We start from the raw sequence: 16,228 nt of genomic DNA, 5'->3' as shown, positions 1-16,228 counted from the left end.
AGTCATTCAGGAGAAAGACGAAAGCGGATGGTCGAGCGTGGCGCGATCGAACCGCACGATGCGATCGGCGATTTCGGCCGCTTCTTCGAGATCGCTGACGAACACCAGCGTCGCGCGCTCGTGCGCGTGGCGCCGCAGCGTATCGACGATATCGGCGCGCGCGCCGGCATCGATGCCCTGGAACGGTTCGTCGAGCAGCAACAGCCGCGCGCGTTCCGCGTGCCAGCGCGCGAGCACGACTTTCTGCTGGTTGCCGCCGGACAGGCGCACGAGCCGGTCGTCCGGGCCCGTGCAGCGGATGCCGAAGGCGGCGATCGCGGCCGCGGCGGCGGCGCGTTCGCGGGCCGGCCGCAGCGCGCCGCCCGCAAACCAGCGCGACAGGAACGGAAAGCTGATCGTGCCGGCGATCGACGCGAACGGCACGCTGTCGGGAAACAACGACGTGCGCCAGCGGTCCTCGCCGGCCAGGAACACGCCGGCGCGAATGGCGTCGGCCGGCGAGCGCGGCCGCCATGGCCGGCCGTCGAGCGTCATCTCGCCGGCGGCCGCGCGCACTGCGCCGAAGATCGCATTGGCAAGGCGCGACTTGCCGCCGCCGACCGGGCCCGCGATCGCGACGATCTCGCCGCGCCGAACGTCGAGATCGAACGGCGCGCTGGTCGGTAACAGCCGGAGGTTTCGCAGGCTGAGGCCCGCTTCGGGCGACGACGCGGCGCGGCCCGCGTCAGCCGCGCGCGCTTTCGGCAACGGCCGCCCGATCATCGTTTCCACCGCGGCATCGAGGTCGACCGGCGCGGCCAGATCGGCGACGATCCGGCCGTCGCGGACGATCGCCACACGATCGGCGATGCGGCGCAAGTCGCCGAGCCGGTGCGATACCAGCAGGATCGCGACGCCGTCGTCGCGCAACGCGTCCAGCAGCCCGAAGAGCCGCTCCGCTTCCGGCGCGGACAGGCTCGCGGTCGGCTCGTCGAGGATCAGCAGGCCGGGCTGCCCTGCGAGCGCGCGCGCCAGCGTCACGCGCTGCTGATCGGCCAGCGACAGCGACGCGAGCGGCGCCGACAGATCGGCGTCGAGCCCGACGCGCTCGGCGAGCGGCCGCGCCGCGGCGCGCCGCGCGGCCGGCGGCACGCGCCACGGCGAGGCCGGATCGCACAGCCGGTCGAGCAGCAGGTTGTCGGCGATCGACAGCGTCGGCACGACGGCGTCGGCGACCGACTGGTGCACGGTGGCGACCCCGAGCCGCTTCGCCGCGTGCGGCGAAGCCGGCCGATAGGGTGCGCCGCGCAGCGTCAACGTGCCGCCGTCGGGCCGGATCACGCCGCTCAGGATCTTCACGAAAGTCGATTTGCCGGCGCCGTTCGCGCCCATCAGCGCGACGACTTCACCGGCGCCGATCGACAGGTCGAGCGCCGCCAGCGCGACGGTCGCGTCGAACCGTTTCGCGATGCCGGCGGCGCTCAGGACGGGCGGCGCCGGTGATCGGCGCGGTCGATTTGCGGCGCCTGCGCTCATGGTCGTGCCCGCCGACGCCCGTGCCGCTTCGGAAAGCCGTGCCGCCGTCCGTCCGGCCGGCCGTTCGCATTCGAAGCCGCGTTCGGCATCGCTCGCGAACGGCCGCCCTTCGATCGCGCTCCCGCAGGCGGATACGAAACGCTCGCCGTCATGCTTCGAGTCGGCGCAACCTGCTTCCGGATGAAACGGCACCTCGCGGTTCATGTCAGGCAACTCCCAGGTTCGTCGTTCCGCCGGGACGGCCGCATGCTGCGCCTGCTGCTCCCGATGCGGCCGGTCCGCGACCGGATAGTCGACTCTACCGCCCGGCATCGCGCGGCCCTACCAATGTTTTGCGGAATCGATATCCGTCGACCGTCAGCGCCCGGCCGCTGCGGACTGCCGGAACGACGCGCCATACGCACTGTCCGCCAGGCGATCGCCGCCGCCCAGGCGCGAGCGGAACGTCCCGCTCGGCGGCTGCGTCCGGTACAGGCCGCGCTTCTTCAATTCCGGCACGATCAGTTCGGCGAAATCGTCGAGCGTACCGGGGCTGATCAGCGGATTGAGCATGTAGCCGCTCGTCGTCGACTGCTGCGCGTGCTCGGCAAGCCTGTCCGCGACTTCATCCGGCGACCCGACGAGAATCAGGTCGGTGCCGCGCGTAACGCTCGCGAACTTGCGCCGCACGTCGCCGGCCGTCAGCGGCTTGCCGCTGCCGTCCGGTCGCACCACGTAGGACGTCAGCCCTTCGGTCTGCGTCGTCAGCAGCTCGTCGTCCGCATAACGATCGATGTCGATGCCCGTGTCGCCCGCGTAGCTGACGAGCTGCGCCTGCAGGTGATAGTGCTGCTGCAGCGCATGGTATTTCTCCTTCGCGTCGCTCGACGAGCGCGCCGTCACGATCCGCAGCACCGTGAGCGCCTTCACGTCGTCCGCCGCGCGGCCGTTTTCGACTGCAAGCCGGCGAATCTCGTCGAGGCCTGCGCGGATCTCGTGCGGATTCGACTTCGCGACGAACACCACTTCGGCGTGCTTCGCCGCGAATTCCCGTCCGCGCCCGGACCAGCCGGCCTGAATCAGCACCGGCGAGCGCTGCGGCGACGGCGCACACACGTGCGGGCCATGCACGCGATAGTGCGCGCCTTCGTGCGCGATCGGCCGCACGCGGTCGCCGCGCGCATAGCGCGGCGCGTGCTTGTCCGCGACGACCGCGTCGTCCGCCCAGCTGCCTTCCCACAGCTTGTACACGACATCGAGAAACTCCTCCGCGCGTGCGTAGCGTTCGTCGTGGCCGATCATCCGGTCTAGCCCGAAATTGCGCGCTGCGCTCGTCAGGTAGGACGTCACGATGTTCCAGCCGATCCGGCCGTTGCTCAGGTGATCGAGCGTGCTGAAGCGGCGCGCGAGCGCGAACGGATGCTCGTAGGTCGTGCTCGCGGTCACGCCGAACGCCAGCCGCTCGGTCTGCGCGACGAGCGCCGGGATCAGCATCATCGGATCGTTCGCGGGCGACTCCACCGCCCACTGCAGTGCTGCGTCGGCCGACCCGCCGTACACGTCGTACAGGCCGAGCACGTCCGCGAAGAACAGCATGTCGAGATCGGCCTGCTCGGCCTTGCGCGCGAGGTCCGACCAGTACGCGAGCGTATTGGCGCGCAGCCGTTCGTCGGCGGGATGGGTCCAGAGGCTCGGCGCACCGCCGCAGCCGACGCTGGCTTGTTCATAGAGGGAAAACAGCAGGGGGCGAGGATCGGACATCGTCATGCTCAATGCGGAACAGGGGAATCAGTTGGGTGCCGCCCACACGCCCGACGACGCGTTACGTACGCGCGCGGGTGCGCGGTCGTCCGACTCGCGCGTCAGGTAGCGGTTGAGGCGTCTCTCGAGACGGGCGGCAGGAATCGTCAGCAGCGCGACCAGCACGACATAGATGAGCGCCGCGCCGGCCAGCGGCTCGTACACGCGCAACGTCTCGAAGCGCAGCGTGTTGGCCGTGCCCATCACGTCGAACACCGTGATGGTCGACGCGAGGACGGTCGATTTCAGCAGCAGGATCGCTTCGCCGGTGAGCGCGGGCAGCGCGAGCCGCCACGCGCGCGGGCCGACGATGCGGCGCAGCACGCCGGCGCGCGTCATTCCGTACGCGTAGCCGGCCTCGATCTCGCCGGCCGGCACGCCGGCGATCGCGCCGCGCAGGATCGTCGCGACATACGCGCTTTCATTTACGCTCAACGCGACGACGGCATACCAGAACGCATCGCGCAACAATGGCGACGCCCAGCTGTCGCGCATCCATTCGCGCGGCACGATCTGGCCGAATCCGTAGTACAGCAGATAAAGCTGCACCAGCAGCGGCGTGCCGCGAATCAGCATGATCCAGCCGCGCGCGGACCAGCGAAGCGGCGCGTGGCGAGCGCCGGCGGCGAGCGCGAGCGGTATGCCGAGCAGCACGCTGGCCGTGCCGGACAACAGCATCAGCGCGAGCGTCGTCGGCACCGCGGCGAGCAGCTTCGGCATCACCGTATCGAGCAGGAACGGCAGCGAGAAGCTCATGCGGTTGCGCTCGTTGCGCCACGGTTCGCGTACCGTTCGAGCGCGGCGAACAGCCCCGTCGACGTGACGCTCAGCAGCAGGAACAGCGCCGCCGTGACCAGATAGAAGAACACGTAGTGCCGGGTCGCGCCGGCGGCGAGCTGGCTCGCCTTCAGCAGATCCGTAAACGATCCGAGCACGCTGATGAACGACGCATCCTTGGTCGCGTTCAGCCATACGTTGCCGACACCGGGCAGCGCGAGCCGCGCCGCGGCCGGCAGCCGGATGCGCATCAGCGTCTGCCACGGCGTCATCCCGTACGCGTGCGCGGCCTCGATCTGGCCGACCGGAACATTGACGAGCGCCGCGCGGAAGATGTCGGTCAGATAGGCGCCCTGGATGAAACCGAGCGACAGTGCGGCGACGAGGAACGGCGGAAACGCGAAGCCGTCAGGCACCAGGCCGCCGCGGCGCAGCACGGCTTCGACGGCGGGCGCGATCGCATAGAACGCGAGCAGCAGGCACAACAGCTCGGGCAGCGCGCGCACGAGTGTCGTGTAGAGCCGGATGAGCCACGCGAGCGGCGCGTGCCGCGACAGCTTGCCGAGCGCGCCGGCGATGCCGAGCAGCGTGCCGACGCCGAACGACGCGGCCGCGACGCCGAGCGTCAGCGCGAATGCATTCGCGAAGATGCGGCCGTAACCGCCGTCGCCGAATGCGAGCAGCGCCAGCAGCGAATCGTCCGCGGCCATCGGTTCAGCGGCCCTTCTCGATCGTGCCTTTCAGGTTCGGATAGCGCGCGGTGATCGCATCCCACGTGCCGTCCTGCTGCAGTTGCGCAATCGCGCCCGACAGCCGGTCGCGCAGCGCATCGCCGCGCCGCACGCCCGCGCCGATGCCGAGACCCAGCACCGGGTTGTCCGCGCAGGTGGCCTTGACCTCGAAATCCTTGCCGTCGCGAGACGACAGGAACGCCGTGAACAGGCCCTTCGCTTCCTGCACGTAATCGACCCGGCCGGAGACCAGATCGGCGAGCGCGTTGTCGAACTTGTCGAAGGCCTTGATCTGCGCGTCCTGCTTGAAGCGCGCATCGAGGAAGGCCGAGAAATTGGTGCCGGCCTCAACGCCGATCACGCGGCCCTTGAAGCTCGCGGGCACCGCGCAATCGACGCGGCGCCGATCGCTTTTTGCGCCGACGAACACCGTCGGCGATTCGTAGTACGCACGACTGAAGTCGATCGCCTTCTGCCGTTCGCCGGTAATCGTCATCGACGACCAGAGCACGTCGATCTTGCGGTTCTGCAGCGCCGGAATCAGGCCGTCCCACGCGATGTCGGCGAGTTCGCAGCGCACGTTCAGCTTGCCGCACGCGGCCTCGAGCACGTCGATTTCCCACCCTTTCCACTTGCCCGTGGCGTCCTTCGAGAAGAACGGCGGATACGACTCGGCGTCGATGCCGACGCGCAGCGTCGGTTGAGCCGCGTGGGCGGCGCACGCCGCGCCGAGCATGAACAGCGCGGCCGCGGCGCCGCGGACACTGGAACGCATCAAACGATTCATTTGGCTGACTTCTGAAATAACGTCGGAATCACCGGCGTCGCGGCCGGCAGCAGGAGGCGAGACTGTAATGCGTGCCGACGCGTGTACCAAATGGTTATTTTTGCGATCGATATCCGATCCGGCGATATGCGGCGCTTGATGCACCTGTCGCCGCCGGCCCGGATCCGGAGGCGCTCCAGCAATCCAGTATCGAGGTGCCGTTCGCTCGACCAACTCCCCCTCCTGGCCTCCGCAAATACGGCCATCGGAAATGCAAAAGACCGGTCGGTGCAACCCGGCCGGCCTTTTGCTTTTCGCCATGCCGAAGCGTGCGCGAACCCGGTTCAGCCGTGGAACACGAGCAGCACCAACGGCATCGTGACCGCAGCAAGCGCCGTCTGTACCGTAATGATGCCGGCGGACAATCGGTGATCACCGCCGAGCAGCTTCGCCATGATGTACGCGGACGGTGTGCACGGCAGTGAATTGAACAGCACGATCGTCGTGAGTGCCGGGCCCCGGATGCCGAGGCTGAAACCGATCCAGAAGGTCAGCAGCGGCACGAGCAGCAACTTGATCACCGACGACTGGAACACGGGGCCGCGCGCCGCCTTCGCGGCCTTCACGTCGAGGCCTGCTCCCACCGCGAGCAGTCCGAGCGGGAGCGACGCGGCGCCGAGAATCGACAGCACGCTCGCCACCACGCCCGGCAAACCCAGCCCGCCGAGATTGAACGCGGCGCCGAGCACGACCGACATGATGACCGGGTTCCTCAGCAGCGCGCCGCCGATCTGCGATGCCGATGGTGCGCCGCCACGGCCGTGCTGCATCAGGATAATGATCGACGCGACGTTCAGCAGCGGAATCGCGACCGCGATGCTGATCGACGTGAGCGTGAGACCGACGCTGCCATACAACGCCGCGGCCGCGGCAACACCCACATACGTATTGGGCCGTAACGCCCCCTGGATCACCGACGAAAACACCGCCCCCGGCTGCCGGCTCCACGCGCGCCACGCATACAGCAGCGCCGCGCTCGCGGCCACCGCGCCGAGGATCGCGATCGCGATCGGCCGCACCGGAAACTGCGTCAGATTGGCTTTCGCGACCTGGCTGAACATCAGCGCGGGAAACATGTAGTAGTAGTTCAGCGTTTCGCATGGCAACCAGAATTCGTCCGGCAGCAGGCGGCGCTGCCGCAGCACGAATCCCGCCAGGATCAGCACGAAGATCGGAACCAGCGCGGTCAGGACATTCTGCATCGGTTGCGCTCCCGTCACGCGAAGACCAGCGTCTTCGCCAGCACGACCGCGCGATAGACGCCGATGAATGCGGCCATTGCGCGCTCGTACAACGGCGCACCGGCCCGCGCGAACAGCAGGTAGTCGCGCGAGATCGCCGCACGGTGCAGCGCAAGCAGCGTTTCAGCGGTATTCGGCGCGGGCCCGATCGTCGCGACGATGGTGGTCTTTGACATTTTTCTCGTCCGATTAAAGGCGGTGCCCAGAAATATGACAGAACCGTGAAATTCATAAAAAGAATAAAAAATACGAAATCCAGATCCAAAGGTAATTTAGACAACCGTCGGGATGATCGGACGATCGCGAGGGCAGAACGGCGCGCGCCTCCAGCCTCGCTACGCCGGGCCGCGTAGCAGGAGCGGACCACTGATTCACGAAGATCGTCGCCGCCCATGCTGGTGAAAGCCCTCCGCCACATCGCCATTCCGGCCGCGGGAGCGTCGTGTTCCTCTGCGTAAATCGGAGGACCAGATAACGGTATGAGAATTTCTTGGTTCTTGGATGCGTACCGCATCCAGAAAATACACGCTCCCGACAACCGGGCGCGCGACGCGCCGCCCCGCTTCACCCAAACAACGTCCCTCTTTCCCATGTTCAGCAGATCGTTTCGCACTACGTCGGGCCACGCGCTGCTCGTCGCCGCCCTTCTTGCCGCTTTTTCCGGTGTTGCTCGCGCGGACAGCACGCTCGACCGCATCCATCAACGTCACAAGATCGCGATCGGCGTGATCCTGTCGGGGCCGCCGTTCGGCTCGCTCGATCCCGCGACGCAAAAGCCGGTCGGCTTCAACGTCGATCTGGCGAACGACGTCGCGAAGCGGCTCGGCGTCGACGTCGAGCTGACACCGGTGCAGCCGTCGAACCGCGTGCAGTTCCTGCAGCAGGGCAAGGTCGACGCACTGATCGCCAACATGGAGCTGACGACGGAGCGCGCGGAGATACTGTCGTATGCGCCGACGCCGTTCGAGTTCATCGGCGGCGCACTGATCGCGCGCAAGGACAGCGGCATCAAGACCTGGGCCGACGTGCGCGGCAAGCCGGTCTGCGTGTCGCAAGGCAGCAACTACACGAAGCCGCTCGCGACGGAATACGGCGCGCAGGTGAAGGCGTTCCGCGGCCAGCCCGAATCGCTGCTCGCGCTTCGCGGCAACAACTGCGTGGCCGCCGTGCACGTCGCGCCGACGTTGCGCATGCTCGTCGCGCGCAATCCGGACTGGAAGGACTATGCGACGCCGCTGCCGACCGACCTGATTCCGTCGCCGGCGGTGATCTGGGTCCGCAAGGGCGAGACCGATACGCAGAACGCGCTCGACCGGATCGTCCAGGACTGGCATCGCAGCGGCTGGCTGCTCGACGTCGAGCGCAGGAACGGCATGACGCCGTCGCAAGGCGTGCTCGACCTGAACGCGAAGCTCAAGGCACAGCGCACATGACGGCAGCCGCCGCAGTCGATGCGCTCCGCAAGCTCGGCCTCGATTACAGCTTCGTGCTGGCCCCGGACGAACGCGCGTCGTTCGTGCACGGGATGGGCGTGACGCTCGAACTGTCGATCGCGACCGCGCTCGGCAGCCTCGCCTGCGGTGTCGCGCTCGCCGCGTTGCTGGTGTCGCCCAGCGCGGCACTGGCGCGCCCTGCGCGCGCATTCGTCGAAGTCACCCGCAACACACCGACGCTCGTCCAGTTGTTCTGCGCATTCCTCGTCGTCAACATGCTGATCAGCGCCGCACTGCGCGATCTGGGCGGCAATCCGCTGACGCCGTTCATCTGGAGCGTGATCGTGATCTCGCTGCACAAGGGCGCGTTCCATGCGGAAGCGCTGCGCGCCGGCCTCGAAGCGGTGCCGCGCGCCACGCTGGAAGCCGCGCAGTCGCTCGGCTACAGCCGCCGCCAGCGGCTCTGGCACGTGCAGCTGCCGCTCGCGGTGCGCTTCGCGCTACCGGCGCTCGTCAACAACCTGGTCGACCTCGTGAAGATGACGACGGTCGCGTCGGCGATCGCGGTCGGCGACGTCACCTATGCGTCGATCATGATCTGGACGCAGCGCGACAACGTGCTCGAGCTGATGATCCTGATCCTGCTCTTCTTCGGCGCGCTCACGTTCACGGTCAACCTCGCGGGACGCTGGCTCGAACACCGCTTGAGGATACCCGGCTATGGCCATTGACTCGCTCGCTTCGCCTGCGCGCCTCGTGCGCTGGCCCGCGGTCGCGGCAACACTGGCCGCGCTGGCGGTCGTCGCGCTGGCCGTTGCCGGTCGCCGCCATCCGACGCTCGTCGCGCTCGTCACGTGGCTGCCCGCGCTCGGCAACGCGATGCTCGTCAACATCGGCATCAGCGCGCTCGCGATCGCGCTCGGCACGCTCGCCGGCCTCGTGCTCGGCCCGCTGACGCTGTCGCGGCTCGGCATCGCACGCGTTGCGGCGCGCGCCTACGTGCAGGTGTTCCGCAATGCGCCGCTGCTCGTGCTGATCTATTTCTCGACGTATGTATTCCCGTTCGAAATCAGGTTCGGCCATGCGTCGCTGCCGTTTCCGGACTGGTTCAAGGTGACGCTCGGCCTCGCGCTGCCGGCGAGCGCGAACTTCGCGGAAATCTTCCGCGGCGCGATCCAGTCGATTCCGCATGCGCAGTGGGACGCCGCACGCTCGCTCGCGTTCAGCCGCGTGCAGGTGTTCCGCTGGATCATCCTGCCGCAATGCGTGCGCCGCATGCTGCCGCCGTGGATGAACCTGTACGCGAGCATCACGATGGCCACCGCGCTCGCGTCGCTCGTCGGCGTGCACGACCTGCTCGACACCGCGCAGGTCGCGAGCAATACCGTCGCGCGCGCCGACTTCACCGTCGTCGTCTATTTCACGGTACTCGGCCTGTTTTTCGCGTACTGCTACCCGATTGCCCGTTTCACCCGCCTTCTCGAACGACGTCATGCATTCCACTGAAACTCCGCGCGGCGCGGACGAGCCGCTCGTCCGCCTGCGCGACGTGCATCTGTCCTACGGCACGACGCCCGTGCTGCGCGGTATCGATCTCGACGTGCACCGCGGCCAGGCCGTGTCCATCATCGGTCCGTCCGGCTCCGGCAAATCGACGATCCTGCGTTGCATCACGGGGCTGTTGCGGCCGCAGCGCGGCCTGATCGACGTCGACGGCACGCGCGTCGACCGGCTCGCATCGGAGCGCGACGAAATCGCGCTGCGCAAGCGCGTCGGCTTCGTGTTCCAGCAGTACAACCTGTTTCCGCACCTGAGCGTGCTCGACAACCTCGTCGCCGCGCCGGTCAGGATTCTCGGCCGCGATCGCACCGAAGCCGTGCGCACCGCGCACGCGCTGCTCGAACGCGTGCGCCTCGGCGACAAGGCGCATGCGTACCCCGGCGAGCTGTCGGGCGGCCAGCAGCAGCGCGTCGCGATCGCTCGCGCGCTCGCGATGCAGCCCGACCTGATCCTGTTCGACGAGGTGACGTCCGCGCTGGATCCGGAAACCGTCGGTGACGTGCTGGCGGTGATCCGGGATCTCGTGCGCGACGGCATGACCTGCGTGCTCGTCACGCACGAGATGCGGTTCGCCGAGGAAATCAGCGACGTCGTCTACTTCACCGAGGCGGGCGTGATCGTCGAGCACGGGCCGGCCACGCAACTGTTCCGGGCGCCGCAAAGCACGCGCACGCGGGCTTTCCTCGCGCATGCGCTCGGCCCGGCCGGCAGCCCGCACGCCAGCCGCGACAGCGCGCCGATCGCACTCGACCTGACGCGCTTCGCGGTCTGAGTCAACGCACTGCGTAGCGGCTCGGCGGCCGCGCGAGCCCGAGATGGTCGCGCAGCGTCGTGCCCTCGTATTCGGTGCGGAACAAGCCGCGCCGTTGCAACTCCGGCACGACATGCTCGACGAAATCGTCGAGTCCGCCCGGGAAGTAGGGCGGCATGATGTTGAAGCCGTCCGCGGCGCCACCCTCGAACCATTCCTCCAGCGCGTCCGCGACCTGCGTCGGCGTGCCCCACACGATCCGGTGCCCACGTGCGCCGGCGACGAGATAGTAGAGTTCGCGCAGCGTGAGGTTCTCGCGGCGTGCGAGATCGGTCAGCAGCTTCGCGCGGCTCTTCAACTGATCGGATTCGGGCAAGTCGGGCAGCGGGCCGTCGAGCGGATACTTCGACACGTCGTGGCCGAGACGGTCGGACAGCAGCGTCAGCGCGCCCGACGTGTCCGTCCATTGCTGGAGCTGCGCATACTTGTCCTTGGCCTCCTGCTCGGTGCGACCGATCACCGGAAATACGCCCGGCATCACGGCCAGTGCGTCCTCCGCGCGGCCGTATGCCGCGAGCCGCCCCTTCAGGTCGCGATAGAACGCCTGTGCTTCCTCGAGCGTCTGCTGCGCGGTGAACACCACTTCAGCGGTGCGCGCGGCAAGCTCCTGACCGGGGCCCGACGAGCCGGCCTGAATCACGACCGGATGACCCTGCGGCGGGCGCGACGCGTTCAGCGGCCCCTTCACGTTGAAGAAGCGTCCTGCGTGATCGAGCACGTGCACCTTCGCCGGGTCGAAATATACGCCGCGCGCCTTGTCCCTGACGACCGCGTCGTCGTCCCAGCTGTCCCAGAGCCCTTTCACGACGTCGACGAATTCGCCGGCCATCTCGTAGCGCTGCGCGTGATCGGGATGGTTGCCGCGCGTGAAGTTCGCCGCGGTGCGGTCGTACGAGGTCGTCACGACGTTCCATGCCGCGCGCCCACCGCTCAGGTGGTCGAGCGATGCGAACACGCGTGCGATGTGGTACGGCTCGCTGTACGTCGTCGACGCGGTCGCCGCGAGGCCGATGTGCCGCGTATGCATCGCGAGCGCGGACAGCAGGCTCAGCGGCTCGAAGCGCATCGCCATCGACGGGTGCGCGTCCGGGCCGCTCGTCAGGCCGTCGGCGAGGAAGACCGTGTCGAACTTCGCACGCTCGGCGGTCTGCACGACGCGGCGCAGCAGGTCGAAGTTCTCGCTGCCGGATTCGGCGTCGGGGTGGCGCCAGCCGGCGACGTGGTGCCCGGCGCCCTGAAGGAACAGCCCCAGGCGCATCTGGCGGCGGGAAGGTGTGCTGCGATCGGTGCTCATGATTGAAGCGACGTAAAGGTATGGAAAAGGCGTGCGAGATCGGCCGTGCTTCGCATCGTGTCGATCAGTTCCGGCACGAACGCGAGCGCGGGATCGTGGGCAGTTGCATCCGCGAACTTCGCGGCGAGATCGTCGGTGCCGACGAGGCGCTCGGTGCGCCGCTGCAGCGTGTCGCCGCCGCGAAGCGCGATCTCGACGACCGAGAAGCGCGTCGCGGGATCGGTCGACGCGCGCGGCGCCGCGGCATCGTGGCGCCGCGTCACGCGTGCGGCGAGCGCGATCAGGTCGTCGCGCACGGGCACGTCGGCGAACGTCGCGACACCGGGCGGCCCGTCCGTCAGCGCGGCGGCCACCGCGTATTCCACGCTGAAGCGTGCTTCTAGGCCGGTTGCCGGCAGCCGGTTCGACAGCGGCGTGTCGCCGCCTGGCGGGAAGGTGACCGCGATGCCATCGATGTCCGCCGGCACGATGCGGTGGCGAGCGCGCAGATCGAGCGCGGCCTGTACCGCGTAATGGGTTGCCGTGCAGCACGGCCACGGCTTGAAGTACAGGCCGGGCGACACGATCTGCCACGGCGCGCCCCAGTCGGCCAGCACGCGCGCCGGCTGCGCCGCGCCGCCGCCGAACACGGCGAAGAATCCTTCCGGGCCGTCGAGTGCGCCCGGTGCGCCGGCCAGTCCCGCCTCCGCGAGTTCGGCGGCGAACAGGCCCGCGCGCGCCGCCAGGCCCGCGTGCAACGGCTTGACCTCGCTGCCGAACTGCAGCCGCAGCCCGGCCGATTGCGTCGCGGCAATGCCGAGTGCGTTGTCGGTGGCCGCCGCATCGAGCCCGAGCAGACGTGCCGCGGCGGCGGCCGCGCCGAGCGTGCCGAGTGTCGCGGTGTTGTGGAAGCCGAGTTCGTAGTGGCGGCTGCCGAGCGCGAGACCGACCCGCGCCATCGTCTCGACGCCGACGACGTATGCGTCGAGCAGGTCCAGCGCGCTGCGTGCGCGCACCTGCGCGAGCGCGAGCAGCGCCGGCAGTAGCACGGTGCCCGGATGGCCGCGCACGCTGCTGTGCACGTCGTCGTAGTCGAGCGCGTGGCCTGCATAGCCGTTGAGCAGTGCCGCATCGTGCGGCGACGCCGGAGTCGCGCGACCGATGACCGCTGCCGCCCCGGCCGAATCGCGGCCGCACACCGCCAGCAGCTTGCGGTAACCGCTGTCGCGCGCGCCGGCGAACGCGGCGGCAAGAAAATCGAGCAGGCCGCGCCGCGCGGCTGCGATGGCGGATGGATCACGCGCGGGCGCGGCGCACGCGATCGCTGCGGCCAGCCGGCGCGTGATGCCGTCGGGAATCGAGTGGGAAGACATGTCGGCAGTTGGGAAGTCGCGAAATGCCGCAACGGGCGGCGCAGCCGGATCCTTCCGGTTCCGGCTCCGATGGGAGCGTCGGATACTAGCGAAGCATTCGCACGGGCCCAACCAAGTATTCGAGCTTTCTATATCGCGTATTCAGCGCTGCCTGAGGGGAGCCAGATAACTTCGCTCCGTGCATGACGCTGTCGATGAACCGGGTGATTGCCGACCGGCAGCTTGCTGCTGCCGTGATGCGTCAGGTCGGCAGTCGACACGAGCCGTGCCGCCGACATGGCGGAACGACGAAATTCCAAGGAAGAATCAATTGGAAAGCTGAATCAGGACGGGATTTCCCAGGCGTCTGAATGCACTGTCCAATCGATTTACTGCGCGGCGCCATCGCCATGATCCACGACGGAAGGCGCGCCGCAGGCGACAAATCGTGCTTCGACACCGCTTCGCACGACCAGGTCGAAGCGCTCCGGCCGAATATGAAACAGCGTGGACTCGCACGTGCGGCCGTCAGCCAGACGAGACGTACGCCGCAACACCAGCAACGGCCCCTGCTTGCCGGTCTTTAGCAGGGCGGCGATATCGTCCGGCGCGGCCACGGCCGTCACCGACATGTCGGCGTCGGCAATGCGCCAGCCGAGCAACTGCTCCAGCAGTTCGTAAGTCGGCATGCTATCGGCCTGCGCATAAGCGACGTCACGTGCCTCAGGCAACAGACAGGTCTGCGCGAGCGCGATCGGCTCGTCGTCGACCCAGTGCAGGCGTTCGAGATAAATGCAGCGCGTGACGTCGGCCGCGAATACTTGCTGCAAGCCCGGCGGTACGTCACATGTTTCCATTCGCAGCAATTCCATCCGTGCGCGTGCGCCCTGCCCGGCGATCGAATCGTGGAGCCCGCGCAGCACGTCGAGCCGATGCCGCAGCCGCTGCTTCGCGGCGAAGGTCCCTTTGCCCTGCTTGCGTTCGACGATGCGAGCGTCGGTCAGGCGATCGAGCGCGAGCCTGACGGTCACGCGGCTCACCGAGAAGCGCTCGCTCAGTTGCGCCTCGGACGGCAGTTTGCCGGTCGGCTCGTAGATGCCCTGCTCGATCTCATCGCGCAGCGTCGCCGCGATCTGCTCGTAGAGCGACGTCGCATCGTCACGTACCAACGTCATCGGTTTTTCCCTTCCGTGCCCGGCCCGCGCTATGCGCGATTCCCGATATCGATATGAAAAGCAATTGGATCGCCCAACTTGTATTAATACGTATTATGACATCTCGACAGACATCCGGTCCGCCACTGCAGGGCCTGACGCACGGGGAGCATACCAGTGACCGACAACGCAATCGGCACGCCGCCGCTCGATGGCACGCGTGCAGGCTGGCCGCCACCGGCCGAACCAGCGGCACACGCGCCGGCCGATCCGCACGCGGCTGCGCACGGACGCGCTACGCAATGGCGGGCACGGATCGGCTTCGTCGCCGCATGGCTGGCATTCTTCGCGATCGCGTGGTGGCTGCCCGCGCCCGCGCATCTGTCCGCGGAAGGCACCGCGACGCTCGCCGTCGTCGCGTGGGTCGCGATCGTATGGATTACCGATGCGATTCCCGTCGGCGTGAGCGGCATCCTGCTGCCGATGCTGCTCGTGCTGTCGCACGCGAGCCCGTCGTTTCCGAAGGCGGCCAGCGGCTTCGCCGCGCCCGTCGTGTTCCTGTGCCTCGCCGCGTTCCTGTTCTCCGCGATCATGCAGGCGTGCGGCCTCGACCGGCGCATCGCGCTGCTGCTGCTCGACCGCCTGAAGGTGCGCACCGCCAACGGCGTGATCTGGGCGATGTTCGCAGTGAACTGCGTGATGGCGCTCGTCGTGCCCGCCGCAAACGCGCGCGCGGCCACGCTGCTGCCGGTCACGAACGGCATCGTCCGGCTGTTCGGCGAATCGCCGCGCGAGCGCGCCGCCAGAAAGGCGATCGTGATCCAGACGCTCGTGTACGGCGCGATGATCAGCGGCATGTGCATCCTGACGGCTCACCTGCCGAACATGGTCGTGTCCGGGCTGCTCGAGAAACAGCTCGGCATCCGGATCTCGTATCTCACGTGGCTGAAGCTGCAGTGGCCGTACCTCGGGATGTTCGCGATCACGCAGGGCTGGGTGCAGTTCTATTTCCGCTCGCGCGCCATCGCGATTCCCGGTGGCCGCGGCGCGATCGCGGCGATGCGCCGCGCGCAGGCGCCGGCGACACGCAACGACTGGACCGTGCTCGCGTTGTTTTCGGCCGTCGCCGTGTTGTGGGCGACCGAGCCGCTCCATCACCTTCCGTCGGAGATCGTCGCGCTGATCGCGCTCGCGCTGCTGTTCGCACCCGGCGTGCTGCGCTTCGGCTGGGCCGAAGTCGAGCAGCGCACGATCTGGGGCACGCTGTTCCTGCTGGCCGGTGCGCTGTCGATGTCGGCGGCGATCAGCGCGTCAGGCCTCGCGAGCTGGGCCGCCGATCACATCTATGTCGCCGCGCGCGGGCACGGCTGGTGGCTCACGATCGCGATCGTGATGCTCGGCACGCACGTGATCCGCATCGGCATGTTGTCCAACGTCGCGGCCGTCACGATGATCGCGCCGATCGCACTCGCGCTGGCACCGCGCCTCGGGCTGCATCCGGTCGCGTTCACGATGCTCGTCAGCGACACCGACAGCTTCGCGTACCTGCTGCCGACGCAGATCACCGCCGGCGTCATCGCATACAGCAGCGGCGCATTCTCGACGGCCGACTACGCGAAGGTCGGCGTGGTGTCGGTGCTGATCGCGATCGTCTATGGCCTCTGCGTGATCGCGCCGTGGTACGCGTACATGGGTGTCCCGGTCTGGGACGCGAGCGCGCCCTGGCCGTTCGCGCATTGAAGCACGCCGCTTTCCATCGACATCATTTTGCATTCC

The 16,228-nt window shown here is 68.0% G+C and carries 15 protein-coding genes; 5 read left to right on the top strand and 10 right to left on the bottom strand.

Annotated elements, in window-relative coordinates; genetic code table 11:
* Positions 1 to 6: 6 nt before the first annotated feature.
* The 7 genes from ACM6JT_RS31550 to ACM6JT_RS31520 all read right to left on the bottom strand — a co-directional run bounded on the left by ACM6JT_RS31550 (position 7) and on the right by ACM6JT_RS31520 (position 7,045).
* Positions 7 to 1,515: a sugar ABC transporter ATP-binding protein gene (locus tag ACM6JT_RS31550; RefSeq protein WP_414858016.1), complete on the bottom strand. Its 1,509-nt coding sequence runs from the start codon at positions 1,513 to 1,515 to the stop codon at positions 7 to 9.
* 357 nt (positions 1,516 to 1,872) lie between these two features.
* On the bottom strand, positions 1,873 to 3,255 hold the full coding sequence (locus tag ACM6JT_RS31545; RefSeq protein ID WP_414857894.1) for an LLM class flavin-dependent oxidoreductase: 1,383 nt from the start codon (positions 3,253 to 3,255) through the stop codon (positions 1,873 to 1,875).
* A gap of 27 nt (positions 3,256 to 3,282) precedes the next feature.
* A complete protein-coding gene (locus ACM6JT_RS31540) occupies positions 3,283 to 4,050 on the bottom strand; it encodes an ABC transporter permease (RefSeq protein WP_414857893.1) in 768 nt (255 codons plus the stop codon).
* Positions 4,047 to 4,781: an ABC transporter permease gene (locus ACM6JT_RS31535; protein ID WP_414857892.1), complete on the bottom strand. Its 735-nt coding sequence runs from the start codon at positions 4,779 to 4,781 to the stop codon at positions 4,047 to 4,049. The genes ACM6JT_RS31540 and ACM6JT_RS31535 overlap by 4 nt, the downstream gene beginning before the upstream one ends.
* A 4-nt stretch (positions 4,782 to 4,785) precedes the next feature.
* Positions 4,786 to 5,589, bottom strand: coding sequence for a transporter substrate-binding domain-containing protein (locus tag ACM6JT_RS31530; protein ID WP_414857891.1), 804 nt, complete (start codon positions 5,587 to 5,589; stop codon positions 4,786 to 4,788).
* A gap of 323 nt (positions 5,590 to 5,912) precedes the next feature.
* Positions 5,913 to 6,830, bottom strand: a complete 918-nt coding sequence (locus tag ACM6JT_RS31525; protein WP_034184623.1) for an AEC family transporter — start codon at positions 6,828 to 6,830, stop codon at positions 5,913 to 5,915.
* Positions 6,831 to 6,844: 14 nt separating this feature from the next.
* On the bottom strand, positions 6,845 to 7,045 hold the full coding sequence (locus ACM6JT_RS31520; RefSeq protein ID WP_243567052.1) for a hypothetical protein: 201 nt from the start codon (positions 7,043 to 7,045) through the stop codon (positions 6,845 to 6,847).
* Between the two features lie 414 nt (positions 7,046 to 7,459).
* On the opposite strand from ACM6JT_RS31520, the gene ACM6JT_RS31515 reads away from it, so the two are divergent.
* The 4 genes from ACM6JT_RS31515 to ACM6JT_RS31500 are packed head-to-tail and all read left to right on the top strand — an operon-like array spanning position 7,460 to position 10,634.
* The gene (locus ACM6JT_RS31515) at positions 7,460 to 8,302 is read left to right on the top strand and encodes a transporter substrate-binding domain-containing protein (protein WP_414857890.1); all 843 of its coding nucleotides are present in this window, start codon (positions 7,460 to 7,462) and stop codon (positions 8,300 to 8,302) included.
* Positions 8,299 to 9,033 carry an amino acid ABC transporter permease gene (locus ACM6JT_RS31510; RefSeq protein ID WP_046423283.1) on the top strand — a complete coding sequence of 245 codons (735 nt, stop codon included), beginning with the start codon at positions 8,299 to 8,301 and terminating at the stop codon, positions 9,031 to 9,033. The genes ACM6JT_RS31515 and ACM6JT_RS31510 overlap by 4 nt, the downstream gene beginning before the upstream one ends.
* Positions 9,023 to 9,808, top strand: a complete 786-nt coding sequence (locus ACM6JT_RS31505) for an amino acid ABC transporter permease (protein WP_006481076.1) — start codon at positions 9,023 to 9,025, stop codon at positions 9,806 to 9,808. The genes ACM6JT_RS31510 and ACM6JT_RS31505 overlap by 11 nt, the downstream gene beginning before the upstream one ends.
* The gene (locus ACM6JT_RS31500; RefSeq protein WP_034184628.1) at positions 9,795 to 10,634 is read left to right on the top strand and encodes an amino acid ABC transporter ATP-binding protein; all 840 of its coding nucleotides are present in this window, start codon (positions 9,795 to 9,797) and stop codon (positions 10,632 to 10,634) included. The genes ACM6JT_RS31505 and ACM6JT_RS31500 overlap by 14 nt, the downstream gene beginning before the upstream one ends.
* Before the next feature lies 1 nt (position 10,635).
* Here ACM6JT_RS31500 and ACM6JT_RS31495 read toward each other — a convergent pair whose 3' ends face one another.
* The 3 genes from ACM6JT_RS31495 to ACM6JT_RS31485 all read right to left on the bottom strand — a co-directional run bounded on the left by ACM6JT_RS31495 (position 10,636) and on the right by ACM6JT_RS31485 (position 14,473).
* Positions 10,636 to 11,967: an LLM class flavin-dependent oxidoreductase gene (locus tag ACM6JT_RS31495; protein ID WP_414857889.1), complete on the bottom strand. Its 1,332-nt coding sequence runs from the start codon at positions 11,965 to 11,967 to the stop codon at positions 10,636 to 10,638.
* Positions 11,964 to 13,319 (bottom strand): MmgE/PrpD family protein, encoded by a 1,356-nt coding sequence (locus ACM6JT_RS31490; protein WP_034184630.1) that lies wholly within the window; start codon positions 13,317 to 13,319, stop codon positions 11,964 to 11,966. Before ACM6JT_RS31490 ends, ACM6JT_RS31495 begins: the two co-directional genes overlap by 4 nt.
* A gap of 368 nt (positions 13,320 to 13,687) precedes the next feature.
* Positions 13,688 to 14,473: a GntR family transcriptional regulator gene (locus ACM6JT_RS31485; protein ID WP_414857888.1), complete on the bottom strand. Its 786-nt coding sequence runs from the start codon at positions 14,471 to 14,473 to the stop codon at positions 13,688 to 13,690.
* 156 nt (positions 14,474 to 14,629) lie between these two features.
* On the opposite strand from ACM6JT_RS31485, the gene ACM6JT_RS31480 reads away from it, so the two are divergent.
* On the top strand, positions 14,630 to 16,192 hold the full coding sequence (locus tag ACM6JT_RS31480) for an SLC13 family permease (RefSeq protein WP_235212579.1): 1,563 nt from the start codon (positions 14,630 to 14,632) through the stop codon (positions 16,190 to 16,192).
* Positions 16,193 to 16,228: the final 36 nt, after the last annotated feature.

Origin of the sequence: Burkholderia sp. IT-111MI5, assembly GCF_949752865.1 — a bacterium.
Taxonomy (GTDB): Bacteria; Pseudomonadota; Gammaproteobacteria; order Burkholderiales; family Burkholderiaceae; genus Burkholderia; species Burkholderia pyrrocinia_C.
Note: the sequence above shows the minus strand (reverse complement) of the source record. Positions and strands in the feature narration are given on the sequence as shown.

Coding starts and splice junctions, on each gene's coding strand:
- ACM6JT_RS31535 (WP_414857892.1), bottom strand. CDS start 4,781: ATGGCCGCGGACGATTCGCTGCTGGCGCTGCTCGCATTCGGCGACGGC.
- ACM6JT_RS31545 (WP_414857894.1), bottom strand. CDS start 3,255: ATGTCCGATCCTCGCCCCCTGCTGTTTTCCCTCTATGAACAAGCCAGC.
- ACM6JT_RS31540 (WP_414857893.1), bottom strand. CDS start 4,050: ATGAGCTTCTCGCTGCCGTTCCTGCTCGATACGGTGATGCCGAAGCTG.
- ACM6JT_RS31500 (WP_034184628.1), top strand. CDS start 9,795: ATGCATTCCACTGAAACTCCGCGCGGCGCGGACGAGCCGCTCGTCCGC.
- ACM6JT_RS31495 (WP_414857889.1), bottom strand. CDS start 11,967: ATGAGCACCGATCGCAGCACACCTTCCCGCCGCCAGATGCGCCTGGGG.
- ACM6JT_RS31530 (WP_414857891.1), bottom strand. CDS start 5,589: ATGAATCGTTTGATGCGTTCCAGTGTCCGCGGCGCCGCGGCCGCGCTG.
- ACM6JT_RS31520 (WP_243567052.1), bottom strand. CDS start 7,045: ATGTCAAAGACCACCATCGTCGCGACGATCGGGCCCGCGCCGAATACC.
- ACM6JT_RS31510 (WP_046423283.1), top strand. CDS start 8,299: ATGACGGCAGCCGCCGCAGTCGATGCGCTCCGCAAGCTCGGCCTCGAT.
- ACM6JT_RS31505 (WP_006481076.1), top strand. CDS start 9,023: ATGGCCATTGACTCGCTCGCTTCGCCTGCGCGCCTCGTGCGCTGGCCC.
- ACM6JT_RS31525 (WP_034184623.1), bottom strand. CDS start 6,830: ATGCAGAATGTCCTGACCGCGCTGGTTCCGATCTTCGTGCTGATCCTG.
- ACM6JT_RS31515 (WP_414857890.1), top strand. CDS start 7,460: ATGTTCAGCAGATCGTTTCGCACTACGTCGGGCCACGCGCTGCTCGTC.
- ACM6JT_RS31490 (WP_034184630.1), bottom strand. CDS start 13,319: ATGTCTTCCCACTCGATTCCCGACGGCATCACGCGCCGGCTGGCCGCA.
- ACM6JT_RS31485 (WP_414857888.1), bottom strand. CDS start 14,473: ATGACGTTGGTACGTGACGATGCGACGTCGCTCTACGAGCAGATCGCG.
- ACM6JT_RS31550 (WP_414858016.1), bottom strand. CDS start 1,515: ATGAGCGCAGGCGCCGCAAATCGACCGCGCCGATCACCGGCGCCGCCC.